The organism is Roseovarius sp. THAF9, from assembly GCF_009363715.1.
In the GTDB taxonomy this organism is placed as follows: domain Bacteria; phylum Pseudomonadota; class Alphaproteobacteria; order Rhodobacterales; family Rhodobacteraceae; genus Roseovarius.
Window position 1 is genome coordinate 363,654 of record NZ_CP045404.1, and the last position, 26,115, is coordinate 389,768.

Below are 26,115 nucleotides of genomic sequence, written 5' to 3' on the forward strand. Positions count from 1 at the left end.
CGGGACGTATCAGAACAGACCGTTATCGTTGGCCGACTGGCCGGTGATGATCTGCAGGACATCCCAGTGTTCGACGATCTTGCCGTTCTCGTCGAAGCGGAAAATGTCCATCCCCGCGTAATCGTCGCTGCCCGGCCATGTCTGGTGGCAATGCAGCACCACGAGGTCGCCTTCCGCCACGGCTCGGACAAAGCGCACCTGCTTGCCCGGATACTCCTGCGCCATCCGCTCGAAATAGTCGATGAAGGCGTCCTTGCCGTCGGCGACATGCGGATTGTGTTGTATGTAAACGTCGCCCGCGAAACGCGCGATGGCGTCGCGCGGACGGCATTGATTGAACATCAGGTCGTAAAAGGCCATCGCGTTGGCCTTGTTGCGATCCGTCTGGCCGGTCACTCCGCCGCGACGGCCTTGGGATCGGCCAGCGTGACGATATCCATCATGATCGTGTTCAGCTCGAAATCCTTGGGCGTGTAGACCCGCGCCACGCCCATTTCCAGCAGACGCTTGGCATCCTCATCGGGGATGATCCCGCCGACGATCAGCGGGACGTGGCCCAGCCCCGCCTCGCGCATTCGGTTCAGAAGGTCTTCGACCAGCGGCATGTGGCTGCCTGACAGGATCGACAGGCCGATCACATGCGCCTCGTCATCGAGCGCGGCGGTGACGATTTCCTCGGGTGTCAGGCGGATGCCTTCGTAAGAAATGTCCATGCCGCAGTCGCGGGCGCGGAAGGCGATCTGCTCGGCGCCGTTGGAATGGCCGTCAAGGCCCGGCTTGCCCATCAGGAATTTCAGGCGGCGGCCCAGCTTGTCGCTGACCGCATCGACCGCATCGCGGATATCGTCAAGGCCCTCGGTGCGGTTCGACGGGCTGCCGGAAACGCCGGTGGGGCCGCGATACTGGCCGTGGATCTGGCGCATCTGTTCGGCCCATTCGCCGGTGGTCACGCCGGCCTTGGCTGCCGCAATCGAGGCAGGCATTATGTTTTCGTTCATCGACGCGGCCTCGCGCAGGGCCGCCAGCGCGGTTTTCACGGCCTCGTCGTCACGCTCTTCGCGCCACGCGTTCAGGCGGTCGATCTGTTCTGCCTCGGTCGCGGGGTCGACGCGCATGATGCCGCCATCCTCGGATTGCAGCGGGCTGGGCTCGGAGGTGGTGAACTTGTTGACGCCCACAACGGTTGTCTCGCCCGCCTCGATCCGGCCCAGCCGGTCGGCGTTGCTGTCCACCAGCCGCGCCTTCATGTGCTCAATCGCGCCGATGGCGCCGCCCATGCTGTCGAGCGTCTCAAGCTCCTGCCGGGCGCTTTCCTTCAACTGCTCGACACGGGCGTCGACGGCGGGGTTGCCATCGAACAGGTCCTCGTATTCCAAGAGGTCGGTCTCATACGCCAGGATCTGTTGCATCCGCATCGACCATTGCTGATCCCACGGGCGGGGCAGGCCAAGCGCCTCGTTCCAGGCGGGCAGTTGCACGGCGCGCGCGCGGGCCTTTTTCGACAGCGTCACCGCCAGCATCTCGATCAGGATACGGTAGACGTTGTTTTCCGGCTGCTGTTCGGTCAGGCCGAGGCTGTTGACCTGAACGCCATAGCGGAAGCGGCGGAACTTGGGGTTCTCCACGCCGTAGCGGGTTTGCAGGATCTCGTCCCACAGGTCGACGAAGGCGCGCATCTTGCACATCTCGGTCACGAAGCGGATGCCGGCGTTGACGAAAAAGCTGATCCGCCCCGCCAGCGCCGGGAAGTCTTCCTCGGGCACGCGCGGCTTCAGTTCGTCCAGCACGGCGCAGGCGGTGGCCAGCGCAAAGGCCAGCTCCTGCTGCGGCGTCGCGCCGGCCTCCTGCAGGTGGTAGGAACAGACGTTCATCGGGTTCCACTTGGGGATATGGGTGTAGCAGTATTCGGCCACGTCCCCGATCATCTTGAGGCTGGGTTTCGGCGGGCAGATATAGGTGCCGCGCGACAGGTATTCCTTGATCAGGTCGTTCTGCACGGTGCCCTGCAGGGCGCTGACATCCGCGCCCTGTTCCTCGGCCACGGCGATATAGAGCGCCAGAAGCCACGGCGCGGTGGCGTTGATGGTCATTGAAGTGTTCATCTGGTCGAGCGGGATCTGGTCGAACAGCGTGCGCATGTCGCCGAGATGACAGACTGGCACGCCGACCTTGCCGACCTCGCCCTTGCTGAGCACGTGATCGCTGTCATAGCCCGTCTGCGTGGGCAGGTCGAACGCCACGCTGAGGCCGGTCTGCCCCTTGGCGAGGTTGCCGCGATAGAGCGCGTTCGAGGCCTTGGCGGTGGAGTGGCCGGCATAGGTGCGGATCAACCAGGGACGATCCTTGGGGGTGTCATTCTGCATCTGCGACATCGGGCGGCCTCGTGAATCGGTTTGCGAAATTTTCTTTCAACAGCGGCAAACTATTCGGAATTATGTGACGCTGTCAATTCGCTGCGTTGCGGCAATTCGGGCGTAGCGGGGTTGAGTTGCCCATTAAGCCGACACGGCAGGCTATTATCCCTCGCGCGGAATCAAGGCCGAAGGCCGCCGCGCGATCGCCCGTTGACCGAAAGGCGATTGCCTGCAATCGCCGAAAGGGGGACCGCCCCCCGGGCTGGCGATCGGATGCCGTAGGCGCTTCGATTTGAAGTTTTCCGGAGTTGGCTTGGATAAAGTGCCATGAACCACTGTCGGTTCGCCAGCCCGCGGTCTGTCAATCGCGCGGCACCCCCCCCCATGCCCGTTTTCCTTTGTACCCCCTCACGCGGGCTGGCATGGTGCGCTGGATGACGCAAACGGTTGAACTTCCCCTCTGGCTCTTGGTGCTGATCCTGCTGTTTGCGGCGGTCACCTTTGCCTCGCATTTCCTGTTCCCCTCGGTGCGCTGGTTCTTTCGCCGCCGGATGGAGCGGGTGGTGAACCGCCTGAACCAGCGGCTGGAGCGCAAGATCGAGCCGTTCAAGCTGGCGCGTCGCTATGACATGATCCAGCGGCTGATCTATGACCCCGAGGTCAGCAAGGCCATCGCCGAACACGCGCAGGAAAACGGCATCCCCGAGAACGTGGCCTTCGAAAAGGCCAAACGGTACGCGCGCGAGATCGTGCCGAGCTTTTCCGCCACGGCCTATTTCGGCATCGCGATCCGGTTGGCCAAGCTGTTGAGTACGGCGCTTTACCGCGTGCGGATGGGGCGGTTCGACGAAGAAGGCATCGGCAAGATCGACCCCGACGCTACGGTGATCTTCGTGATGAACCACCGGTCCAACATGGATTATGTGCTGGTCACATGGCTTGCCGCCGAGCAGTCGGCGCTCAGTTACGCCGTGGGCGAATGGGCGCGGGTCTGGCCGCTCAGTCGGCTGATCCGGACGATGGGCGCGTATTTCATCCGACGCCGGTCGCTCAATGCGCTCTATCGCCGGGTTCTGGCGCGCTATGTCGGCATGGCGACGGATGGCGGTGTGACGCAGGCGGTTTTCCCCGAGGGCGGCCTGAGCCTTGACGGGGCGCTGGCCAAGCCAAAGCTGGGCATCCTGAAATACATCATCGAGGAACGCAAGCCGGACGGGCGCGACGTGGTCTTCGTGCCGGTCGCCGTCAATTATGACCGGGTGTTCGAGGATCGCATCCTTGTCGCGGCGGGCAAGGCGGGCAAGCGCCGCTTTGGGGCCAACATCAGCGTCGTGGCGGGCTTCGTGCTGAAACAGGTCTGGCTGTGGGTCACGCGGCGCTATCACCGTCACGGCTATGCCGCGGTCAGTTTCGGCGCGCCGGTGTCGTTGTCTGCGTTTCAGCGCGAACACCCCGGCGCCCCGGTCGAAACCTTGGGCGAGCGCCTGATGGCGCGGATCGGGGAGGAGGTGCCGGTACTGCCGGTGCCAATGGTCGCTCGTGCCCTGCTGGATGCTGAGGCGCCGCTGCCCGAGGCGGAGCTGAAAGAGGTGCTCGCCAAGATGACCGACAGCCTGGGGCAGGCGCATGTTCACGTCGCCCGAGAGGACCTGGGATACTCCGTGGAGGTCGGCCTGCGCATCCTGCGCAAGCGCGGGCTGGTCCGCGACACCGCGCAGGGTATCGAAATCGTCCCCGAAGAGTGCGACCTGCTGGTCTATTACGCCAATTCCATCCGCCAGTTTTTCGCAGGTGCGGCGCAAAAAGGCTGATCTTTCTGCGTCTGCTGGGTTATAAAATTTCAAAAATCCATAAGTCGGCATTGCATTGTTGCGCGATGAAAGATATTTCAGTGCGGACAGGCGCGATTCTGCATCGCGGCAAATGCATATGAAGGAGGCCCCGATGGCTCTGGACACCGAAACCGGAATCGCGCCCTACGACGCGCCCGAGAAAGACCTCTACGAGATCGGCGAACTGCCACCCCTGGGATATGTGCCCAAGCAGATGTATGCCTGGGCCATTCGCCGCGAACGTCACGGCGAGCCCGACAAGTCGTTCCAGGTCGAGGTGGTGGACACGCCGACGCTGGACAGCAACGAGGTGCTGGTGCTGGTGATGGCCGCGGGTGTGAACTACAACGGCATCTGGGCCGGCCTCGGTGAGCCGATCAGCCCCTTCGACGGGCATGGCGCCGATTACCACATCGCGGGCTCCGACGCGTCGGGCGTCGTGTGGGCCGTGGGCGACAAGGTCAAGAACTGGAAAGTGGGCGACGAGGTCGTGATCCACTGCAACCAGGACGACGGCAACGACATCCACTGCAACGGCGGCGACCCGATGTTCTCGCCCACGCAGCGCATCTGGGGCTACGAGACGCCCGACGGATCGTTTGCGCAGTTCACCAACGTGCAGGCGCAACAGCTGATGCCGCGCCCCAAGCACCTGAGCTGGGAGGAAAGCGCGTGCTACACGCTGACGCTGGCCACCGCCTACCGGATGCTCTTTGGCCACCACCCGCATGAGCTCAAGCCCGGCCAAAACGTGCTGGTCTGGGGCGCCTCGGGCGGTTTGGGCTCCTTCGCGATCCAGCTGGCCAACACCGTGGGCGCAAATGCGATCGGCGTGATCTCGGACGAGGACAAGCGCGATTTCGTCATGTCCCTCGGGGCCAAGGGCGTGATCAACCGCAAGGACTTCAACTGCTGGGGCCAGCTGCCCAAGGTGAACAGCCCGGAATACAAGGACTGGTTCACCGAGGCGCGCAAGTTCGGCAAGGCGATCTGGGACATCACCGGCAAGGGCAACAATGTCGACATTGTCTTCGAGCATCCCGGCGAGGCGACCTTTCCGGTCTCGACGTTGGTCTGCAAGAAGGGCGGCATGGTCGTGATCTGCGCCGGCACCACCGGGTTCAACTGTACCTTCGACGTGCGGTACATGTGGATGCACCAGAAGCGCCTGCAGGGTAGCCACTTTGCCCACCTGCAACAGGCCTCTTCCGCCAACCAGCTGGTGGTCGAGCGTCGCATCGACCCCTGCATGTCCGAGGTCTTCCCCTGGGACGAGATCCCGGGCGCGCATATGAAGATGCTGCGCAACGAGCACAAGCCGGGCAACATGGCGGTGCTGGTGCAATCCCCGCGAACGGGTCTGCGCACGGTCGAGGACGTGCTGGACGCCGGCAAGAAAGCTTAACGACTTCTCCCTGACGGGCCGGTTCGGCCCGCATCTGGCCTGCGAATCGGTGCCCCGGTTCGCAGGTCTTTTTTCGCTCCGAAGGTGGGATAAAGATTTCAAGCGCTTGAAAATCGCACCCTCGCCATTTCTGGGGAGTGAAAAAGTGCGAATTCGGCGGAAAAGTTTAACATGCTAAAGTTGAGTTAACCTTTCGTTAACACTCCCAAAGGAGGCTATGATGCAGAACGAGTGGATCCTGGATGTCCTGGCGGATCTCAGAACCTTCGCTCGGCAAAATGGCCTTGGGGTTCTTGCCGAACAGATCGACGACACAAGACTCGTCGCGGCGGCAGAACTGGCGTCGAAGGGGACGTCGCCGCGGGAAGGAACGATTGGGTATGAATGTGCAACCGCCACGGCGGCTCGAACCGATTCTCGAAGATCTTGAACACGCCCGCGAACCGGCGGACCTGCAGCAGGTCGCCGTTCGCCTTCGCGATCACTTTCAGATTGACCACCTTGTCTATCACTGGGTCAGCGCCGCGGGCGACCAGTATGGCTGCGGCACCTACGATCCGGCCTGGGTCGAGCGCTATGTCGAAAAGGATTACCTGCGCGTCGATCCGGTCATAAAGGGTTGTTACCAGCGGTTTCACCCCGTCGACTGGAAGCGCTTGGACTGGTCCGGCAAGCCCGCGCAGGTCTTTCTGAAAGAGGCGCTGGAGAATGGCCTTGGCAACCAGGGCTATTCGATCCCGCTGCGGGGGCCGAACGGACAATTCGCGCTCTTTACGGTGAACCACCGGTGTGATGACGACGCCTGGGCGGAATTCACCGAGGCGCACAGGCGGGAACTGATCCTGTGCGCCCACACGTTCAACCAGAAGGCGCTGGAATTCGAGCCGGACCGCGCGCCCGCGCCCGCGCGGCAGCTTTCCCCGCGCGAAGTCGATGCGCTGACCCTGCTGGCGCTGGGCTATGGCCGGGCACAGGTGGCCGACACGCTGTCGATTTCCGAACACACGCTAAGGGTCTATATCGAATCGGCACGGTTCAAACTGGGGGCGATCAACACGGTTCACGCTGTTGCACGCGCGATCAGCCAGGGGCTGATCGTCATATAATTGCATGAATTTTGCGTACGCAACGTACGGTAGCACTGCGATCGTTTAACTTTTTAGCGACAGTTTTCCTCTAACTGAAATTACAGAGAGGAAAAAACATGCTGCGCTATATCTACGCCGACGAGTTGGCCTGCTTTCCCCGCCTCGCGGAGGGGATGTTCCGCGACCGCGCTGACCAGTTCAAGACCCGGCTTGGCTGGGACGTGACGGTCGATGACCAGGGGTTCGAGCGGGATCAATACGACGACCTCAACCCGCTTTACGTGATCTGGGAAGGGGCCGATGGTCGCCACAAGGGCTCGATGCGGTTCCTGCCCACCACCGGGCGGACGATGATCAACGAGCATTTCACCGATATCCTGGGAGGCGGTACGATCCAAAGCCCGCATATCTGGGAATGCACGCGGTTCTGTCTGGCGCGTGGCGCCGAAAGCCGGGTCGCGGCGGCGCTGATGCTGGGCGGCGGCGAATTGATGCGCCACTTCGGCGTGCAGCACTTCGCCGGCGTGTTCGACGCGCGGATGGTGCGGATCTACCGCATGATCGGCTCGTCACCGGAGGTGCTGGGCAGCCAGGGCAAAGGCCGTGACCGGATCAGCGTGGGGCTGTGGTAATTCACCGATGCCGCCCGGATGCAGGTCGCGCGGCGCGCGGGTGTGACACCGCAACTGAGCGAGCAATGGTTCCGCCGCAGCTTTAGCGACGAACGCCAACCTTTCGCGCAATCGGCCTGAGCGGGGCGCACCGGAATTTTCAAAAATTCCGGGCCGGAAATTTGAAATTTTCCGATCCGATTTCTTGCAAGAAATCGGTCCCCGCGCTGGTGCAGGCCAAGGCGCGGCTGTAGGGTCGCGCCATGTCCCAGACCGCCCTTACATACTCCGACGACCAGGCCGAGGCCCATGACCGCATCGCCGCCGCGCTGCGCGAGGTGGGCGTCGACCTGGACGAGGGGATGCTGACTCCGCCGCGCGAAGGAAAATCAGGCGTGATGGCCGTTGTCGGCAAGGCCGGATCGGGCAAGACGCTGTTGCTGGCCGCCCTTTACCGCGCGCTGGAAGAGGCCGGCGTCGACGTGGTCTCGGGTGATTGGGAAGGCCGCCGCCGCAAGGACCGCCGCACGCTGGCCATTCTCGCCCCCACCAACAAGGCTGCCAGCGTATTGCGGATGCGCGGCGTGCCCGCCACCACCATCCACCGCATCCTTTATACCCCGGTCTACGACCCCGAATACGAGCGCATCGCGGAATGGCTGGCCGGAAACGGCGACAAGCCCGAGATCGAGGGCCTGACCGAGGAGGCGCTGGAACGTGCGCGGCTGTTTTACGGCACGCACAAGTCCATCCCCGGGGCGCTGGCCGCCGCCGGTCTGCGCGGCAGCGATTTCATCACCGGCTGGAAGCGCCGCGAGGAGCCGCTCGATATCGGGTTCATCGACGAGGCCTCGATGCTGGATGAAAAGCAATACGAGGACCTGCAGGAGATCTTCCCGACGCTTCTGCTCTTCGGCGACCCGGCGCAGCTTGCCCCCGTGAATCAATCCGGCGCGATGGTCTTCGACGGGCTGCCCGCCCCTGCCAAGCTAACACTGAACCGCATCCACCGGCAGGACGCCGACAACCCGATCCTGGATCTGGCGCACGCCTTGGGCGACCCCGAGGTCGGGTTCGAGGATTTCGAGCGGCTGGTTGAACAGAAGGCGGCGCAGGACGAGCGCGTGCAATGGGCGCAAAGGGTCGAGGTGGACCTGATGGCGCGCTCGCCCGTCCTTGTCTGGCGCAACGCCACGCGCATCCGCCTGATCAACGCCTTCCGCGCCGTGCATGGCGCGCCCGAAACCGAATTGCTGGAAGGCGAGCCGCTGATCTGCGACGGGCTGGAACTGCCGCTCAAGCACCGCAAGAAACGGCTGGACCTCGAGGCGCGGGGCCTGATCAAGGGCGCGCAGGTGATCTATCTGGGCGCGGGCCGCAAGCCGGGCTTTTCCCGCCTGCACGTGATGGGGGCCGAGGACCCGCGCGTCAGTGCCGCCAGCATCGTCAAGATCGAGAAACCGGACGAGGAAGAGCCGTTCATCCCCTTCGCCGCCCGCATGGGCGCCACTTTTCTGCATGGTGCGGCGGTGACGATCCACAAGGCGCAGGGCAGCCAATGGCCCGATGTGCAGGTCTTTGCCCCCGACATCTACGCCGCCGCCCGCATGGGGCGCACCGAGGCGGGGCAACCCTTGTGGAAGCGCCTCGCCTATGTTGCCATCACCCGGGCCGAGGAGCGTCTGCACTGGGTTGTGCGCAACCGGCTGTCGAAACCCACCGGCGCCCTGCGCATCGACGACCTGCGGGCCGCGCCCGCGCCGCTGGAACTGGAAGTGGAGGCAGATACAGAGCTATGAAATCCATCCTGATCACCGGCGCCAGCTCCGGCATTGGCCGTGCGACGGCGGAGACGTTCCTGGACGCCGGGTGGCGCGTGGGGCTGGTGGCCCGCCGCGCCGACCGGCTGGAAGAGCTGGCACAGGGGCGCGAGGCCGTTGTCCTGCCTTCGGACGTGACCGATGCGGGCGCCATGGAACGCGCCTTCGAGACCTTTCTGGCAGAGGCCGGGCGTCTGGACGCGGTGTTCAACAACGCCGGCATGTTCGGTCCCTCGACAACGCCGGATGCGGTGAGCGTCGAAGAGTTCGACGAGGTCATGGCCGTCAACCTGCGCGGCATGTTCATCACGGCACGGCTGGCCTTTGCCGCGATGCGCGCGCAAGATCCGCAGGGCGGGCGGATCATCAACAACGGGTCGCTTTCGGCGTATGTGCCCCGACCCGGCTCGATCTGCTATACCACGTCGAAACACGCGGTCACGGGGATGACGCGCTCGCTGTCGCTGGATGGCCGCCCGTTCGACATCGCCTGCGGGCAGATCGACATCGGCAATGCCGAAAGCGAACTTGTGGCCGGGTTGAAAGAGGCCAATCCCGAAATGCACACGATGGATGTGGCAAACGCGGCGCAGTCGGTCCTGCACATGGCCGAGATGCCGCCCGAGGCGAACGTGCAGTTCATGACGGTGATGGCGACGAAGATGCCCTATATCGGCCGGGGGTAGGCGCCGCGCATCGTCGGGCCGCCCGGGCAGTCCCCCTTTCGGCGATTGTGGACAATCGCCTTTCGGTCACCGGACGATCGCGCCGGCGGCGCGGCATGTCCGCGCCTTGGTTCCGCGCGGGGCCTGATTGATCGAGGGCCTCTCGCCCCGCGAGATCCCGGTTCAGGTCCGGGATGCCGCCGGCACCACACAGCCTTCACACCCCGCCCGGTCACAAATCGCTTGCCTCAACGCTCGTTTGCCGCAACTCTGAATACATGACGTTCCAACCCACCTCTCCGTTCCCGCCGCACGGCAGCGCGCAACAGGTGGCCTTTCACCGCACCGAGCTTTCCGTGATCCTGTCGCTTTACGGGCGCATGGTCGCTGCGGGCGAGTGGCGCGACTACGGCATTTCTAGCCTGCGCGACGTGGCGATCTTCTCGGTCTCTCGGCGCACCGCCGAAAACCCGCTTTACCGGATCGAAAAACGCCCCAAGCTGCGCGCGCGGCAAGGGCAATACGCGGTGATCGGGATGGACGGGCAGGTGCTGAAACGCGGGCACGACCTGCGCACGGTCTTGCGCGTGCTGGAGCGCAAGCTTATTCGCGCGGTGGACTGACCCGACAGGAAAGCCCATGACGACCCTGCCCGATTTCCGGCTGGAAACCCATTTCGCCAAGTGGGAATTCAAGGCCCGCCACCACATGACCGCCTCGGACGCCGAAAGCATGGCCCTGCCAGAGCTTCTGGCCATGGCCAGCCCTGAAGACCGGGACGGTTTCGAGCAGATGTGGCTGGGCTATACCGAGACCTTCGGCGCGCCCGATCTGCGCGCGGCCATCGCGGCGACCTATGCCGGTCGGCCCGCCGACGAAGTGCTCTGTTTTGCAGGCGCCAGCGAGGGCATCTTCGCGGCCAACTCCGTGCTGCTGGACGCGGACAGCCACGCCATCGTGGTGACGCCCAACTACCAGTCGCACGAAAGCTTGCCCTTGGCGATCTGCGAGGCGACGGGCGTGCCGCTTGATCCGGACGATAACTGGTCGCTCGATATCGACCGGGTGCGCGACGCGATCCGCCCCAACACACGGCTTTTGACGATCAATTTTCCGCACAATCCCACGGGCGCGATCCTGCCGCGCGACCGATACGAGGCGCTGATCGAGCTTTGCCGCCAGCACGGCATCTGGATTTTGCATGACGAGATCTTCAACGGGCTGGGCCCCTCGGATGCCGAACACCTGCCCTTCATTGCGGATGTCTATGAACGTGGGCTGTCGCTGGGCGTGATGTCGAAATCCTATGGCCTGCCGGGGCTGCGCGTGGGGTGGATCGCCTGTCAGGACCGCGACGTGCTGTCCAAGTTGGAGCGGATGAAGCACTACCTGTCGATCTGCAATTCCGGTCCCAGCGAGCGGCTGGCGCTGATCGCGCTGAAGAACCGCGACGCCATCCTCGCGCGCAATTGCGCCATCGTGGACGAAAACCTGCCGAAATGGGACGCGTTTTTTGCCCGCCATCCCGACCTGTTCGAGTGGCGGCGGCCAGATGGTGCCTGCATGGGCTTCCCGCGCTATCTGGGTTCCGACGGGGTCGAGGAATTCGCCCGCAAGCTGGTGGAAAAGGCCGGCGTGCTGCTGTTGCCAAGCACGATCTACCGCTCCGATCTCGGGCCGACGCCCACTGACCGCTTCCGCCTCGGGTTCGGGCGGCGCGGGCTGGACGAAGGTCTCGAAGCGATGGAGGCGCATCTGACGCGCACCGGATGATCGGCGCCCACAAAATTCGTACGAATTTTGTGGGCGCCTGACGAAAACGGGCGGGGATCACCCCGCCCGTTCAGTCATTCGGTTTCCGACCAATTCAATCGTATTGCGGACCCAGCGCCGTCAGGCCCTTGAGGATGTCGATGGCATAAGCCAGCTGGTAGTCCTCCTCGCGCAGCTCTGCGGCTTCCTCGGCCTTTTCGCGGTCTTCCTCGATCTGGCGGACCTCGTCCTCGCTCAGGCTGTCATTGTCCAGCCGCCCGCGCAGGTCCGCCTCGGAGCGGTCGAAGCGGTTGGCGGCGCCATCCTCTTCTTCCTCGGTCTCTTCGGCCCGGCGGGGCTGTTCCACCACGATGTCGGGGCTGACGCCCAGCGCCTGGATCGAGCGGCCCGACGGCGTGTAGTACCGCGCCGTGGTCAGGCGCATCGCGCCGTCGCCACGCAAGGGCATCACGGTCTGAACCGAGCCCTTGCCGAAGCTCTTGGTGCCCACGACGATGGCGCGGCGATGGTCCTGCAGCGCGCCCGCGACGATTTCCGACGCCGAGGCCGAGCCGCCGTTGATCAGCACCACGATGGGCTTGCCTTCGGCCAGGTCGCCCGGCTTGGCATTGAACCGTTCGCCATCCTCCGGCGCGCGGCCACGGGTGCTGACGATCTCGCCCTTCTCAAGGAACGCGTCCGACACCTGGATCGCCTGGTTCAGCAGGCCGCCGGGGTTGTTGCGCAAATCCAGAACGATGCCGCTGATATTGTCGATGCCGCCGGCTTCCTCGACCTGCTCGGCCAGCCCGCTTTCGAGGTTGCGGAAGGTCTGGTCGTTGAACGTGGTCACCCGCAGAACGACGCTTTCCTGCTCGGTGCGCACCCGCACGGCGGTCAGCTTGATCGTATCGCGCACGATCGACACGTCGAACGGTTCCGCCTCGCCCTCGCGGACCACGGTAATCACGATCTCGCTGCCCACCGGGCCGCGCATCAACTCCACCGCTTCGTCCAGCGTCAGGCCCAGCACGCTTTCGCCGTCCACATGGGTGATGAAATCGCCGGCCTCGATTCCGGCCGTTTCCGCCGGGGTGCCGTCGATGGGCGACACGACCTTCACGAATCCGTCTTCCTGGGTCACCTCGATGCCAAGCCCGCCGAACTCGCCGCGGGTCTGTACGCGCATGTCGGCGGCGTCATCGGGGCTGAGGTAACTGGAATGCGGGTCGAGCGAGGTCAGCATGCCGTTGATCGCGGCCTCGATCAGCTCGCCCTCGTCCACTTCCTCGACATATTGCGAGCGGATGCGCTCGAAAATATCGCCAAAGAGATCAAGTTGTTCATAGACATTCGACGTCTTGGCCGCCTCCTGCGCCAGAAGCGGCGCGGCGACCTGTGTTGTCACGACGGCGCCGGTCAGGCTGCCGACAAGCGCGGCGATCAGAAACTTCTTCATCGGGTTGCTCATCCTTCGTTTGTCTCGAACCAGGTCTCCGGATCGACGGGTTCGTTGTCTTCTCGCACTTCTATATAAAGTGTTTGGGTTCGGGACGCACCCGCATCTTTGCCATTCTCGATCAACAGCGCGTTAGTGTCGCGTTCGTCGCCGCCCATCATTCCGACAGGGCTGTTTCCGGGCAGGACCTCGCCGATGTCACCGTAGACCACGTCGAGCCCCGCGATGACCAGCAAGAGGCCCGCCTGCGGCTCGAGGATCACGACGTTGCCGTAATCGAGAAGTTCCCCGCGATAGCGCAGCGTGGCGGGCGCGGGCGTCGTCACCAGCGCGCGGGGGCGGGTGGCCATGACGATGCCGGGCCGGACGATCCCGGCGGCGTCGGCCTCTCCGGCGCGGCGCAGGATGCGGCCATCGACCGGCAGGCGCAGGCTGCCCTTGCGGGCGTCGATCCCGGGCAGCGATCCGGGCACCTCGTCCACCGCGATCTGGCTCAACCCGCTGGCAAACCCTTCCAGCGTCTCGGTCGAGGCCACCAGCAGCGCGGTCTTCACAGGATCCTCGGTAAAGCGGCGGGGCAAGTCTGTGCGGTCGGCAATCGCCTGGCTCAGCGCGGTGCGGGCCTCCTGCGCGCCCTGCAGCCCCTCGCGCAGGGTGTCGAGCGCACTTTCCTGCAAGCTGCGCAGCACAGTGACATCCTTCAGTTCCGTGCGCAGCGCGGCGGCGCGGGTTTCCAGCGCCGGGGTCACGTCGGATATGATCATGCCGGACCGCGCTGTGCCGATGGGCCCCGAGGGATGCAACAGCAGCACCGGCCCCTCGGATTGCGCCATGCTTTGCAGCGCGCCCAGCAGGCTGGCGATCTCGTCCTCGCGCGATTGCAGGCGGCGCGACAGGGTCTCTTCCTGGATGGCGGCGCGGCGCAGGCCCTCGCGCATCGCTTCCAGTCCGTCCTCGTAGGCGCCCACCACCTCGGTCAGCGCCTTTACCCGGTTGGCCGCGCCCTCGGCCGCTTCCATCAGCGCGGCGGCGCGGTTCAGGCGGTCCGACGCGGCCCGTGCCTCGGCGCCCGGGTCCTGCGCCGTGGCGGGCGCGGCGGCGATAAGCGCCAGCGAAAGTAGCGCCGCGCGGATCATTTCAGCAGGCTCTTGCCGGTCATCTCGTCCGGTTGTGGCAGCTCCATCAGGTCCAGCACCGTCGGCGCCAGATCGGCCAGCCGCCCGTCGCGCAGGCGCGCGCCCTCGGGTCCGCCTTTGACCACCACCGGCACCGGATTGGTTGTGTGCGCGGTATGCGGCCCGCCGGTCACCGGGTCCACCATGGTTTCGCAATTGCCATGATCGGCGGTGACGATGATTGCGCCGCCCGCGTCGTCCAGTGCCTTCAGCACGCGGCCCAGCCCCGCATCCACCGCCTCGCAGGCCCGGATCGCGGCCCCCAGATCGCCGGTATGGCCGACCATGTCGGGATTGGCATAGTTCACCACGATGAAATCATACCCGTCGGCAATGGCGTCCACCAGGTGATCGGTGACCTCCTCCGCCGACATCTCGGGTTTCAGGTCATACGTCGCCACCTTGGGCGAGGCGGCCATGTACCGCGCCTCGCCGTCCTCGGGCGTCTCGCGTCCACCAGCCAGGAAGAAGGTGACGTGCGGGTATTTCTCGGTCTCGGCAGTGTGGAACTGGCGCTTGCCGTGCTTGGCCAGCCACGCGCTCAGGGTGTTGACCGGCTGCTCGTCGGGAAAGATGGAGTCCATGTAGGCGCTGTGGCGGCGCGAATACTCGGTAAAGCCGCTGACGGCCGAAAAGGCCGGGCGCTGGCCGGTCTCGAAATCGTCGAACTCCGGGTCGGCGAAGGCGGCGAGGATCTCGCGCGCGCGGTCGGCGCGGAAGTTCAGGCACAAAAGGCCGTCGCCGTCCTTCATGCCCCGGTAATCGCCCAGCACGCGCGGCTTGATGAACTCGTCGGTGCGGCCCTTGGCATAGGCGTCGTCGATGCCGGCGGCGGCGGTGTCGGCGGTATAGCCTTCGCCACGCGCCAGCGCCTCATAGGCCAGTTGCACACGGTCCCAGCGATTGTCGCGGTCCATCGCGTAATACCGGCCCGAAACGGTGGCGATGACCGCCCCCATCGGCAGGGCCGCGCGCAGCGCTTCGAGGTAGATCTTGGCCGAGGTCGGCGCCACGTCGCGCCCGTCGGTGAAGGCGTGAATGGCCACCGGCACGCCCCGCGCGGTCAGCGCGTTGGCCGCCGCGATCATGTGGCCGATATGACTATGCACGCCGCCATCCGACAGCACGCCCAACAGGTGCGCTGTGCCGCCAGCGGCCTCGACCTTGTCGGCAAAACGAACGAACCCGGGCAGGGACCCGAATGTGCCGGTCTCAATCGCGCGGTCGATGCGCCGCAGATCCATCTCGATCACCCGGCCCGCCCCGATATTCAGGTGCCCGACCTCGGAATTGCCCATCTGCCCCTCGGGCAGGCCGACATCATGGCCATGCGTGATCAGCGTGGCATTCGGACAGGTCTCCATCAGCCGGTCGAAATGCGGCGTCGCGGCCAGCGCAGGCGCGTTCGCCTCCCGCTCCTCGCTCAACCCCCAACCGTCGAGAATACACAGAACTACCGGTCTTGGCGCGCTCAATCCTGCCTCCTGTATCTTAGGCTGCTTCTAACCCGTCTCTCCCGTGTCGTGAACCGCTTTCTTGTCCGCTTCCTCTGGCTGGAAATATCCCGGGTGTTTGAGGGGCAGCGCCCCTCATCAAACCAACAGAGCGTGGCGCAGCCACTCCGTCAGGTCACGCCCGATGATAGGGCGCTCCCGCCAGGATCGAGGCGGCGCGGTAAAGCTGCTCGGCCAGCATCACCCGGACCAGCATGTGCGGCCAGACCATTTTGCCGAAGGACAGCTTGAAATCCGCCCGGTCGCGCAGCATGGGCGCGATCCCGTCGGCGCCGCCGATCACGAAGGCCACGCCGCCGCGCCCCGCGTCGCGCCAGCCGGCCAGCTTTTCGGAAAATTCAGGGGAGGAGAGCAGCTTGCCGCGCTCGTCCAGCGCCACGATGACCGCCCCCTTGGGCACGGCGCGGTCAAGCAATTGCGCCTCGGCGTCCATCCCGCCGCCCTTGCGGTCGTCGACCTCGTGCATCTGCGCGGGACCGAGGCCAAGGGCGCGGCCCGTCCGGTCGAACCGGGCCAGGTAATCATCGAGCAAAGCGCGTTCCGGGCCGGGTTTCATCCGGCCCACCGCGCAAATATGCACCCGCATTCAGCTCTTGGTGGCCTGAGCCGCCTCGTGGCCTTGCAGCCACATCTTCTCAAGCTGATAGAACTCGCGCACCTCGGGGCGGAACACATGGACGATCACGTCGCCCGTGTCGATCAGCACCCAGTCGCCCGAATCCTTACCCTCGACCTTGGTCAGCACGCCCATCTCGGATTTCAGCCGCTCCGAAAGCTTCTCGGCAATGGCCGTCACCTGGCGCGAGGACCGGCCCGAGCAAATCACCATGTAATCGCCGATCGCGGATTTGCCGCGAAGGTCGATCTGCACGATCTCTTCGGCCTTGTCTTCGTCGAGTGCGGAAAGGATGCGCGCAAGCTGTGCGTCACTGCTTGTCGCCATGTCGGACGCGCTCAAGGCTGCGCCCCGTTCAGCGGCAGGGGCCGCGTCAATTGTAAGAGACAGGACATTGTCCTCCTTCTACTACGCACCGATCCGCCCCGGTGCCGGGCGTGGCTCCAAAATAGCAACCCGTCTGTCACAATTCAATGAAGGCTTTCGCCGATCGGCGGCTCTTGTCCGCATGCGCCGCGAAAATCGGCACTATTCCGGCGCGGTCCGCGTCTGACCGCGCCGGAAATAAATGCTTACCAGCCTTCCTCGGTATGAATGCGGTCGCCCGGAACGCCCAGTTCCTTCACTGCATCGCGCATCGCGTCGACATAGCCTTGCGGCCCGCAGATATAGACCTGCCCGGACAGCTCTGCGTGGCGTTCGAGGAACGCCTTGTCGACCTTCCCGTAATGCAGGTCCGGCACGTCTTCCTCGGACAGGACATGATCGACTTTCAGGCCCTGCATCTGCGCCCATTCTTCGCGCAGGATGATGTCGCCCTCGGTTTCGTTGGAAAAGATCAGCTGGCAGCCGTCCAAGTCACCCTCTTTCGCCCGCTTGCGCAGGATCGCGATGAAGGGCGTGACCCCGGCGCCGGCGGCTAGGAACAGGCCCGCACCTTCGTCGGTGATCGCACCAAAGGGGCCGTCCAGCGTGACCTTTTCGCCCGGCTTCAGCCCGGGCAATTGCTCGGTCACGCCGTCATGCGACGGGTAGCTCTTGATCGTGAACTCCAGATGCTTGTCCGCGGGCAAAGAGGTAAAGGTAAAGGGCCGCCCCTCGTCCTTCCAGCCGTCGCGGCACATCGCCAGTTCGGCGGCCTGTCCGGGCTTGAAATCAAAGCCTTCGGGACGGTCGAAGACATAGCGATGCGTGTCGTGGGTGACGGTCTCCTGCGATTGCAGGGTCAGTGTATGGGCCATGAGAATACTCCTTTTCGCCAGCTAACGCCGCGATCAGGTGCCGTGTTCCCCTGCCGCGCCGCCCTGCGGCGCTTTGCCCGGGTCGCCCCGGTCCAGCGCCCGCGTGCCCAGCTCCGAGCCTTCCAACACGGTGACCTCGCGCTGCGGGAAGGGAATGGAGATGCCATGCTCCTGAAACGCGTCCCAAAGCGCCAGATAGACGTTGCCGCGGATGTTGGTCAGGCCGCCCGTCGGGTCGCTGATCCAGAAGCGCAGGATGTAATCCACGCTGCTGTCGCCAAAGCCCACGATGTGGCACACCGGCGCCTTGAAGGCCAGCACGCGCTCCACCCCCTTGGCGGCGTCGATGGCCACCTTGCGCACCAAGTGCGGGTCGTCGCCATAGGCGGTGCCGAAATAGATATCCAGCCGGACGAACTCGTTGGAATGCGACCAGTTCACCACCTGTCCGGTGATCAGGTCCTCGTTCGGAATGAGGTATTCTTTGCCGTCCCGCGTGGTGATCGACACGTATCGCGCGCCAAGGCTGTTGATCCAGCCGAAGGTCTCGCCCAGGCTGATCACGTCACCCGGCTTGATCGACTTGTCCAGAAGGATGATCACCCCCGACACAAGGTTCGACACCACTTTTTGCAGGCCGAAACCAAGGCCGACACCGATGGCGCCCGACAGCACCGCGAGACCGGTCAGGTCCACCCCCACGGCGCGCAACCCGATAAAGAACGCCGCCCCATACAGCAGGATCTGGATGACCTTGACCGCCAGCACCTGCATCGACGGCGAGATGTCCTTGTTCGACCGGATGCGCGAGGCCGAGGTCGTCGAGACGAACCGCGCCAGGAACATCAGGAGCGCGATCACCGCGATGGCCTGCAGCACCATCCAGACAGACAGGCGCATCTCGCCCATGTTGACCGCTGCACTGTCGAGGATCTGGATCGTATCCTCGGTCAGACCGAGGATCGAAAGGGTGACCCAGGTCCAGGCCGCGTAGCGCACGATGCCGCGCAGAAAGGCGTTGCCGATCAGCCGCGTGATGATCGCGATGAACAGCCACGCGGTGGCAAGGCTCGCCATGACGCCAATCAGGTAGGACCGGCTGGGCCACGTCACCTCCTGCATGACCAGGTAGACCGGCCAGATCAGCAGCACCATGAAGATCAGCCGCAGCCGCCGGTGCATCATCACCAGAAAGCGCATGCGCCACTTGGGCCAGCCTTCGCGGGTGCGCATCCAGTTGTGCAGGTGCGGGCCGAAGATCCGCGCCAGGATCGTCGCGGCGACCCACAGCCCGAGGATGATGCCCACCTGATAAAGGCTCCAGGGCCGCAGCAGGCCTGCCACGAACAGCTGCGCCTGTTCCCACAGGCCGATGGCGATGGTCTGCGCCTGCTCGAGCGCGTCGTTGGCAACGTCCGGCGTCGCCTCGGCGGGCGAGCTCATCCCGGCCTCTTCGCCGGTCGGGGCGGTGGTGGCATCCTCTTCCATGTGTTTGACTTTACACGCCCCCTATCTGTGGACAAGTCGCGCTGGACAGTGGGCGCATGGTCTCTAAGCTGGGGCGACCGCCCTGTGGTGCCCCGTCGCCGCAAGGAAGCTGAATTGCAGAAGGAGGAGCCGCGCCCATGTCCACGCTACTTGTCACACACGAGGACGGTCTTGCGCACGTCACGCCCGACGGTCACCCCGAACGCGTGGCGCGGCTGGAACACCTGTGGCCTGCGCTCGAGGGCAAGGACGTGGTGCGCGCCGAGGCGCCATTGGCCGAGGACGCCGACCTCACGTTGTGTCATCCGCAGGATTACGTGACGATGATCCGCGAGGCGATCCCGGCGCAGGGGTTCAACCAGCTCGACGGCGACACTTGGCTGTCGCCTGGCTCCTACAACTGCGCGTCGCGGGCCGTGGGTGGGGCGATGCTGGCGGTGGACAAGGTGCTGGATGGCGAGGTCGGCAACGCCTTTGTCGCCATGCGCCCGCCGGGCCACCACGCCGAAACCGCGACGCCGATGGGCTTTTGCCTGTTCGGCACGGTGGCGATTGCCGCGAAACACGCGCTGGAACGGCACGGATTGTCCCGCGTCGCGGTGGTGGATTTCGACGTGCATCACGGCAACGGCTCGCAGGATCTGCTGCGCGGCGAGGCGCGCGCGCTCTTCATCTCGTCCCACCAGATGCCGCTCTGGCCCGGCTCGGGCGGCGCGCACGAAACCGGCGATCACAACAACGTGCTGAACGTGCCGCTGGCGCCGGGCACGGCGGGGCAGGGCTTCCGCCAGGAGTACGAAGGCCAGGTCTTTCCCCGTCTGGAAGAGTTCAAGCCTGAACTGATCCTGATCTCGGCGGGCTTCGACGCCCATGCCGACGACCCGCTGGCCAACCTGAACCTGCGCGAGGACGATTTTGCCTGGGTCACCCGCCGCCTGTGCGAGATCGCGGCGGAACAGTGCGAGGGGCGCGTGGTGTCCAGCCTCGAAGGCGGCTATGACCTGCGCGCGCTGGCCGCCAGCGGGGCGGTGCATCTGGACGAGCTGATCCGCGCCGGTGGCTAGGCGGGACGGCGCCCTGCCGCAACGTAAGTTAACCGTTTCATCGAAAATTCATGGAAAATGCCGCGCCGCGGCATTACCTTGGCTTCAGGGAGGACACCTCTGTGCGGTATGGCCCGTGCCAAGGAGTCCATGACCATGAATACCGATATAAAACGTGATAAGGTCCTGATAAAACCGGACATTCGCCGCCTCTGGCCAGCGGACAAGACCGCTTTGCTGGCCCATTTTGCCCGGCTCGACCCCGAAATGCGGCGCCTGCGCTTCGGCGCCTGCGTGACCGAGGATTACGTCACCGACTACGCCGAAACCATCCTCAGCCTCGACAGCGTCGTCTACGGCGCCTTCGTCGATGGGGAGTTGCACGGCGTGGGCGAGTTGCGGATGTTGCTCAACAGTTGGCCGGTCCGGGCCGAAATCGCGCTCAGTGTCGATCCCGACTGGCAGCACGAAGGCATCGGTGACGCGCTCTTCGTGCGGATGCTGGCCGCGGCGCAGAACCGGGGCGTGCGGTCACTCTACATGATGTGCCTGCCCGAGAATGAACGGATGCAGCGCCTGGCCCGCCGCCACGAGGCCATGCTGACCTTCGATATCGGCGAGGTCGAGGCCACGCTGGACCCGCCCTGGCCCACGGCCCTGTCGCTGGCCGAAGAGATGATGGGCGAAACACGCACCTACCTGCACGCCGTCCTGCGCCCGCCTTTCTGAACAATGATTACAGCCCCAGAAAATTCATACGAATTTTCTGGGGCCTACTCTGGCACCGACCGTTTTCTTGAAAAGAAAACGTCTCGAAATCTTTTTAAGATTTCGCGCCCTCACTCCGCCGCGTATCTCTGCCGCGCGGCACTTTCCTGCAGCAGCCAATGCGCCACGATGGCGCTCTCGTTGCGCGGCTCTACCCCTTGACGCCGCAACAGGTAATAGCCCGAGCGCGTGCGCACATGCTCCGCTCCCATCGGACGCACCAGGTCGCCCGATTCCAGGTGATGATCCACCAGATGCCCCCAGCCCAGCGCGATGCCCAGGCCATCCCGCGCCGCCTGGATCGCCAGCGGATAGGTGTTGACCGACGCGGACGGGCGCACCGTGTCGGGGTCGGCGCCTTTGTGGTCCAGCCAGGTGCGCCAGTTCAGCCATTCGGTATGGTTGTTGCTGACCTCGATAAGATCGTGCTGGCGCAGCGACTCGATACTATCGATCCGCACCTGCCCGTGCAGGTAGCCCGGTGCACAGACCGGAAACACCGTCTCGCCGAAAAGCCGCGTCGCCTCGAACCCGGGCCAGTCGCCCTCTCCGCGCAGGATCGCAAGGTCCATGTCCTCGGCAAGGCACTCTTCGTCCACGTCCGATGACGTGAGTGCGATGGTGATGTTGCAATTGGCCTCGTGGAAGGCCCGCAGCCGCGGCATCAGCCACAGTGACGACACCGAGTTTGTCGCCGCCAGCCGCACCGTGCTTTTCTCCAGCTCCGCGCACATGTCCTCGGACACCCGCACCAGCGTCTTCAGCGCCGGGGTGATCCCCGAAAGCAGCTTGCGCCCCATATCCGTCAGCCGCACCGAGCGGTGCCCCCGCACGAAAAGCGCGCACTGATAATGCTGCTCCAGCAGCCGGATCTTGCGGCTGATGGCGGTTTCCGAAACGTTCAGCTCCTTGCCCGCCGCGGCAAAGCTTTCCAGATCCGCCGCCACCTCGAAGGCCAGCAGGTAGTCAAGGCGCGGCAACACGGCGCGATTGCGCAGCATCCTTCACACTCCTCAAACTCGGGACAATGCCCCGAGCCTAGCCAAGCCCACGCCCCATTGCCAAACATTTTTAGAGGCATGGCACAAAAAGTTTATAATCAGAATTTTGTCGCCTCTGCGCGATACTTGCCACTCCAACAAAGGGCCGGCACACAGAATCAGGCCCGTGCAACCGACTGGGAGTTAACATGAAAATCCATTCAATGATGTCCGTGGCAGCCTTCGCGCTGGCCTCCGCATCGGCCGGTTTCGCCGCCGAAGACAGTTCCGAACCCATCGTCATCCCGATCCACAACTGGTCCAGCCAGATCGTGATGAGTCACGTCGTGGGCCAGATCTACGAGGAAATGGGCAACAACGTCGAATTCGTCACCACCGACAGCCAGGCCGTGTACGAATCGGTCCGCCTGGGCGACGTGACGCTGGAACTGGAAGTTTGGGAAGGTGCCTTTGGCGCGTCGTTCCGCGAGGCGCTGGAAAAGGGCGGCCTGCACGATGCGGGCGATCACGACGCCGTCACGCGCGAGGATTGGTGGTACCCGATGTGGACCAAGGACGCCTGCCCGGGCCTGCCCGACTGGAAGGCGCTGAACGACTGTGCCGAGCTGTTCGCGACGCCCGAAACCGGTGACAAGGGCCTGTTTCTCGACGGTCCCGTGGACTGGCTCAAGCACGGCAAGGAACGCGCCGAGGCGCTGGATCTGAACTATGTGGTGAAAAACGCCGGCTCTGCAGCGGCGCTTTGGGCACATATTTCTTCCGCGGAAGAAGACAAAAAGCCCATTCTCGTCTTCAACTGGACGCCCAACTTTGCCGAGGCCGTCTGGCCCGGTGAATTCGTCGAGTTCCCTGCATGGGAAGACGGCTGCGACACAGATCCTTCGGTCGGCCCGAACCCCGACGCGCTCTACGACTGCGGCAACCCCGCCGACGGCTACCTTAAAAAGGCCGCCTGGGACGGGATGAAGGACAAGTGGCCGAACGCCTACGAGGTGTTGACCAAGATCTCCTTCACCAACGCGCAGATCGCTGAAATGGCCAAGCTGGTGGATATCGAGGATTACGAGCCCGAGGAAGCCGCCGAGATCTGGCTGGAAGACAACGAGGACGTCTGGAAGGGCTGGCTGCCCGGTGGCGACACCTGACCTCTTCGCCTTTCCCTGTCCGGTGACGCGCCGGGCAGGGCCTTGCCGGCGGCTCGCACCGCCGGCGACATTCCAAGGACCAGCCCCCTCATGACCTCGGACAGCCCCGTCATTTCCTGCCGCAACGCGTGGAAGCTTTTCGGCCCCAACCCGCGCCAATACCTCAAATCCATGCCCGCCGGGCACAGTTACGAGGATATCCGCGCTGACGGATATATCGCCGGGGTCAAGGATGTGTCGGTCGAGGTCGCCAAGGGCGAGATGCTGGTCATCATGGGGCTTTCGGGCTCAGGAAAGTCCACGCTGGTGCGGTGTTTTTCGCGCCTGCATGACATCACCGGCGGCACGATCGAGGTCGAGGGGCAGGACATCATGGCCCTGCCCGAGAAAGAACTGATCGAGCTGCGTCGCTCGAAAATGGGCATGGTCTTCCAGTCCTTCGGCCTCTTGCCGCACCGCACGGTGCTGGAAAACGTGGCCTTCCCGCTGGAAATGCGCGGACAGGACAAGCACGCGCGGCGTGAACGCGCGCTCGAAGTGGTCAAGCTGGTCGGGCTGGAGGGCCGCGAGGAGTATTTCCCGCGCGAACTCAGCGGCGGCCAGCAACAGCGTGTCGGCATCGCGCGCTCGCTCGCCATCGAACCCGATATTTGGTTCCTCGACGAGCCGTTTTCCGCACTCGACCCGCTGATCCGGCGCGAGATGCAGGACGAATTCCTGCGCCTTCAGGCGATGCTGGGCAAGACCATCGTTTTCATCACCCACGATTTCGACGAGGCGCTGCGCCTTGCCGACCGCATCGCCATCATGAAGGACGGCGCGATCGAGCAATGCGACACGCCCGACCAGATCGTGCTGGACCCGCAGACCGAATATGTCCGCAAATTCACCGAGGATATCGACAAGGCCCATGTCGTCCACGCCAGCGTTTTGGCCAAACCCGTCAACGGCTACGCCGTCGAGGGCGATCCCATCGCGGGCGACCGCACCATTCACCAGATCGCGCGCCAGCTTGTCAGCGACCCGCGCGAGCATCTGCCCGTGGCGGGCAAGGACGGCAAGGTGATGGGCGTCATGGCGCGGCAAGAGGCACTGGAGGTACTTCTGGGGGACAGCGCCAATGGCTGATGTCGCCACCAACGCCACCCGCACCTCCCTGTCGATGCGCCAGCCCGGCGCGACCCGCGACCCCGTGCTGGTAGCCCTTTTACTGGCCGCGATCATCCTTTGCGCGGCCAAGCCGGTGCTGCCCGATTTCCTGATCCGCCTGCCGGAAGCATGGATTCCGCCGCTGGCCCAGTGGCTTGACGCGTTCTTCGACGTCATCACCGGCGACATGCAGGAGGGGCGGTTCGGCCTGATCTACATCACCCGCTGGTTCGCCGAAGGCCCGCTCGATTTCCTGCTGGGCGTCACCGCCAACCTGCTGGAAGGCAAGTATCGCTGGCCCTACATGGCCGACCCCATCCCCTGGGCCGCCGTGGCGGGGCTGGCCGCAGTGATCGGCTATTACCTGGGCGGCTGGAAACTGTCGCTGCTGGCCGGCGGCACCTTTGTCTGGACCGCGTTCATGGGCCAGTGGGAACTGACGATGCAGACCCTTTCGGTCTTGCTGGTGGCCGCTCCGCTGGGCTTTTTCGTGGGCCTCGTCGTCGGCATCGCCGCGTGGAAATACAAGTGGTTCGACAACGCGATCAAGCCCATCCTCGCGGTCATGCAGACGCTGCCCTTCTACACCTACCTTCTTCCGGCGGTGATCTTCTTCAAGGTCGGCCCGACCGCGGGGGCCATCGCCACCACGATCTATGCCACCCCGCCGATGATCCTGATGACGACCGTGGGCCTGAAAAAGGTCTCGCCCGAGATCGTCGAGGCCGGCAAGATGTCGGGCGCCTCGCGCTGGCAGATGCTGACCAAGGTGTTCATCCCCTCGGCCCGCACGGAGATCCTCGTCGGCGTGAACCAGGTCATCATGCTCTGCCTTGCGATGGTGGTTCTGACCGCCTTCATCGGGATGCCGGGTCTTGGCGGCAAGCTGCTCGCCATGATGAACTCCCTCAAACTGGGCCGCTCCTTCGAGATCGGGATCACCATCGTGCTCGTGGCCATCACCCTCGACCGTCTGTCAAAGGCGTGGGTGCGCAAGCTGCCCGAGCATCACCCCAAGGACACGCCTTTCTACATCCGCTACAAATACACCGTCCTGTCGGTCGTGGTCTTCGCCGGGCTCTACCTTCTGGCGCAACCCGTCGAGATTCTGAACGAGGTCGGCCGCCGCCAGTCCCTGTCCATGGGGCGCGAGATCGACGGCGTGTTCGAGACCTTCCTGAACCTCGATTCCGTCGAGGCGATCACCGGCACCATCCGCTATGTCCTGAACGTCTGGGTCCTGATCCCCTTCCGCGACGCGCTTTTGTGGATTCCCACCTCGGCCTTCATCCTGCTGGTGGTGGCCTTCGCCTATGGCGTCGGCGGCAAGAAACCGGCGATCTATGCCGCGATCTTCTTCTCCATCGTGGCCTTCTCGGGCTGGTGGGACCGCTCGGTCATCACGCTCTACTCGGTGCTGTCGGCGATGGCGATATCTATGATGATCGGCATTCCCATCGGCATCCTCGCCTCGCGGTCGGAAAAATGGTCCGAACGGATGCTGCTGGCCTGCGACACGGCGCAGACCTTCCCCAGCTTCATCTACCTTCTGCCCGCGATCATGCTCTTCGGGATCACCGACACCACCGTGGTGCTGTCCATCGTGATCTTCACCATGGTCCCGCTCACCCGCTACACGATCGAGGGGCTGCGCAGCGTGCCGTCCGAGCTGACCGAGGCCGCCGACATGGCGGGCTGCTCGCGCTGGCAGAAACTGACCTCGGTGCAACTGCCGTTGGCCATGCCCACCATGGCCGTCGGCTTCAACCAGGGCATCATGTTCGCCTTCTTCATGGTCATCATCGCGGCCTTCATCGGCACGCAGGACCTTGGGCAAGAGCTTCAGCGCACGCTGGCGGGCACCGACCTGGGGAAAAACTTCGTCCTCGGGATCAATGTCTCGCTCATGGCGTTGACCTTCGACATGGCGATCCTCAGCTGGGCCAACCGCCGCAAACGGGCGCTGGGCCTCGATTGATGCCACAATTC

General features: G+C 64.4%; 22 protein-coding genes and 1 pseudogene. 13 read left to right on the forward strand and 10 right to left on the reverse strand.

Annotated elements, in window-relative coordinates; genetic code table 11:
* Positions 1–9 precede the first annotated feature (9 nt).
* Together FIU86_RS01835 and FIU86_RS01840 are read right to left on the reverse strand one after the other, a co-directional pair.
* Positions 10–360: a nuclear transport factor 2 family protein gene (locus FIU86_RS01835; RefSeq protein WP_172977564.1), complete on the reverse strand. Its 351-nt coding sequence runs from the start codon at positions 358–360 to the stop codon at positions 10–12.
* Positions 361–392: 32 nt separating this feature from the next.
* Complete coding sequence (locus tag FIU86_RS01840; RefSeq protein ID WP_152473516.1) at positions 393–2,372, reverse strand: protein meaA; 1,980 nt, start codon at positions 2,370–2,372, stop codon at positions 393–395.
* A 416-nt stretch (positions 2,373–2,788) separates the two neighbouring features.
* On the opposite strand from FIU86_RS01840, the gene FIU86_RS01845 reads away from it, so the two are divergent.
* The 8 genes and pseudogenes from FIU86_RS01845 to FIU86_RS01885 all read left to right on the forward strand — a co-directional run bounded on the left by FIU86_RS01845 (position 2,789) and on the right by FIU86_RS01885 (position 11,548).
* Positions 2,789–4,165 (forward strand): 1-acyl-sn-glycerol-3-phosphate acyltransferase, encoded by a 1,377-nt coding sequence (locus FIU86_RS01845; RefSeq protein ID WP_152473517.1) that lies wholly within the window; start codon positions 2,789–2,791, stop codon positions 4,163–4,165.
* 133 nt (positions 4,166–4,298) lie between these two features.
* Entirely contained in the window at positions 4,299–5,591 is a 1,293-nt protein-coding gene (gene ccrA, locus FIU86_RS01850) for a crotonyl-CoA carboxylase/reductase (RefSeq protein ID WP_152473518.1), read from the forward strand.
* Between the two features lie 380 nt (positions 5,592–5,971).
* The gene (locus FIU86_RS01860; protein ID WP_152473520.1) at positions 5,972–6,697 is read left to right on the forward strand and encodes an autoinducer binding domain-containing protein; all 726 of its coding nucleotides are present in this window, start codon (positions 5,972–5,974) and stop codon (positions 6,695–6,697) included.
* Between the two features lie 98 nt (positions 6,698–6,795).
* Positions 6,796–7,431 (forward strand): annotated as a pseudogene (locus FIU86_RS01865) (acyl-homoserine-lactone synthase).
* A 122-nt stretch (positions 7,432–7,553) separates the two neighbouring features.
* Positions 7,554–9,089 carry an AAA family ATPase gene (locus FIU86_RS01870; protein ID WP_152473521.1) on the forward strand — a complete coding sequence of 512 codons (1,536 nt, stop codon included), beginning with the start codon at positions 7,554–7,556 and terminating at the stop codon, positions 9,087–9,089.
* A complete protein-coding gene (locus FIU86_RS01875) occupies positions 9,086–9,796 on the forward strand; it encodes an SDR family oxidoreductase (RefSeq protein ID WP_152473522.1) in 711 nt (236 codons plus the stop codon). The genes FIU86_RS01870 and FIU86_RS01875 overlap by 4 nt, the downstream gene beginning before the upstream one ends.
* Positions 9,797–10,053: 257 nt before the next feature.
* On the forward strand, positions 10,054–10,398 hold the full coding sequence (locus tag FIU86_RS01880) for a DUF2794 domain-containing protein (protein WP_152473523.1): 345 nt from the start codon (positions 10,054–10,056) through the stop codon (positions 10,396–10,398).
* 16 nt (positions 10,399–10,414) lie between these two features.
* A complete protein-coding gene (locus FIU86_RS01885) occupies positions 10,415–11,548 on the forward strand; it encodes an aminotransferase class I/II-fold pyridoxal phosphate-dependent enzyme (RefSeq protein ID WP_152473524.1) in 1,134 nt (377 codons plus the stop codon).
* 94 nt (positions 11,549–11,642) lie between these two features.
* Here FIU86_RS01885 and FIU86_RS01890 read toward each other — a convergent pair whose 3' ends face one another.
* The 7 genes from FIU86_RS01890 to FIU86_RS01920 all read right to left on the reverse strand — a co-directional run bounded on the left by FIU86_RS01890 (position 11,643) and on the right by FIU86_RS01920 (position 19,020).
* The gene (locus FIU86_RS01890) at positions 11,643–12,986 is read right to left on the reverse strand and encodes a S41 family peptidase (RefSeq protein ID WP_152473525.1); all 1,344 of its coding nucleotides are present in this window, start codon (positions 12,984–12,986) and stop codon (positions 11,643–11,645) included.
* An 8-nt stretch (positions 12,987–12,994) separates the two neighbouring features.
* The gene (locus tag FIU86_RS01895) at positions 12,995–14,122 is read right to left on the reverse strand and encodes a murein hydrolase activator EnvC (protein ID WP_152473526.1); all 1,128 of its coding nucleotides are present in this window, start codon (positions 14,120–14,122) and stop codon (positions 12,995–12,997) included.
* On the reverse strand, positions 14,119–15,636 hold the full coding sequence (gene gpmI / locus FIU86_RS01900; protein ID WP_152473527.1) for a 2,3-bisphosphoglycerate-independent phosphoglycerate mutase: 1,518 nt from the start codon (positions 15,634–15,636) through the stop codon (positions 14,119–14,121). The genes FIU86_RS01895 and gpmI overlap by 4 nt, the downstream gene beginning before the upstream one ends.
* Positions 15,637–15,790: 154 nt before the next feature.
* Positions 15,791–16,261, reverse strand: coding sequence for a 23S rRNA (pseudouridine(1915)-N(3))-methyltransferase RlmH (gene rlmH, locus FIU86_RS01905; RefSeq protein WP_152473528.1), 471 nt, complete (start codon positions 16,259–16,261; stop codon positions 15,791–15,793).
* Positions 16,262–16,633: a ribosome silencing factor gene (gene rsfS / locus FIU86_RS01910; RefSeq protein ID WP_368373148.1), complete on the reverse strand. Its 372-nt coding sequence runs from the start codon at positions 16,631–16,633 to the stop codon at positions 16,262–16,264.
* A gap of 230 nt (positions 16,634–16,863) precedes the next feature.
* Positions 16,864–17,532 carry an FAD-binding oxidoreductase gene (locus FIU86_RS01915; RefSeq protein ID WP_152473530.1) on the reverse strand — a complete coding sequence of 223 codons (669 nt, stop codon included), beginning with the start codon at positions 17,530–17,532 and terminating at the stop codon, positions 16,864–16,866.
* A 33-nt stretch (positions 17,533–17,565) separates the two neighbouring features.
* Entirely contained in the window at positions 17,566–19,020 is a 1,455-nt protein-coding gene (locus FIU86_RS01920) for a mechanosensitive ion channel family protein (RefSeq protein ID WP_254703917.1), read from the reverse strand.
* A gap of 137 nt (positions 19,021–19,157) precedes the next feature.
* Here FIU86_RS01920 and FIU86_RS01925 point away from each other — a divergent pair, with 137 nt between their 5' ends.
* On the forward strand, positions 19,158–20,084 hold the full coding sequence (locus FIU86_RS01925; RefSeq protein WP_152473531.1) for a histone deacetylase family protein: 927 nt from the start codon (positions 19,158–19,160) through the stop codon (positions 20,082–20,084).
* Between the two features lie 135 nt (positions 20,085–20,219).
* A complete protein-coding gene (locus FIU86_RS01930; protein ID WP_172977401.1) occupies positions 20,220–20,792 on the forward strand; it encodes a GNAT family N-acetyltransferase in 573 nt (190 codons plus the stop codon).
* A gap of 110 nt (positions 20,793–20,902) precedes the next feature.
* On the opposite strand, the gene FIU86_RS01935 is transcribed toward FIU86_RS01930, so the two are convergent.
* Entirely contained in the window at positions 20,903–21,832 is a 930-nt protein-coding gene (locus FIU86_RS01935) for a LysR substrate-binding domain-containing protein (protein WP_152473533.1), read from the reverse strand.
* Between the two features lie 203 nt (positions 21,833–22,035).
* Between FIU86_RS01935 and FIU86_RS01940 the strand changes: the two genes are divergently transcribed.
* The 3 genes from FIU86_RS01940 (at position 22,036) to FIU86_RS01950 (ending at position 26,104) form a co-directional block, all read left to right on the forward strand.
* Positions 22,036–22,977, forward strand: coding sequence for an ABC transporter substrate-binding protein (locus FIU86_RS01940; protein ID WP_254703989.1), 942 nt, complete (start codon positions 22,036–22,038; stop codon positions 22,975–22,977).
* A 90-nt stretch (positions 22,978–23,067) separates the two neighbouring features.
* Complete coding sequence (locus FIU86_RS01945; protein WP_152473535.1) at positions 23,068–24,105, forward strand: glycine betaine/L-proline ABC transporter ATP-binding protein; 1,038 nt, start codon at positions 23,068–23,070, stop codon at positions 24,103–24,105.
* A complete protein-coding gene (locus FIU86_RS01950) occupies positions 24,098–26,104 on the forward strand; it encodes a proline/glycine betaine ABC transporter permease (protein ID WP_152473536.1) in 2,007 nt (668 codons plus the stop codon). Before FIU86_RS01945 ends, FIU86_RS01950 begins: the two co-directional genes overlap by 8 nt.
* Positions 26,105–26,115: the final 11 nt, after the last annotated feature.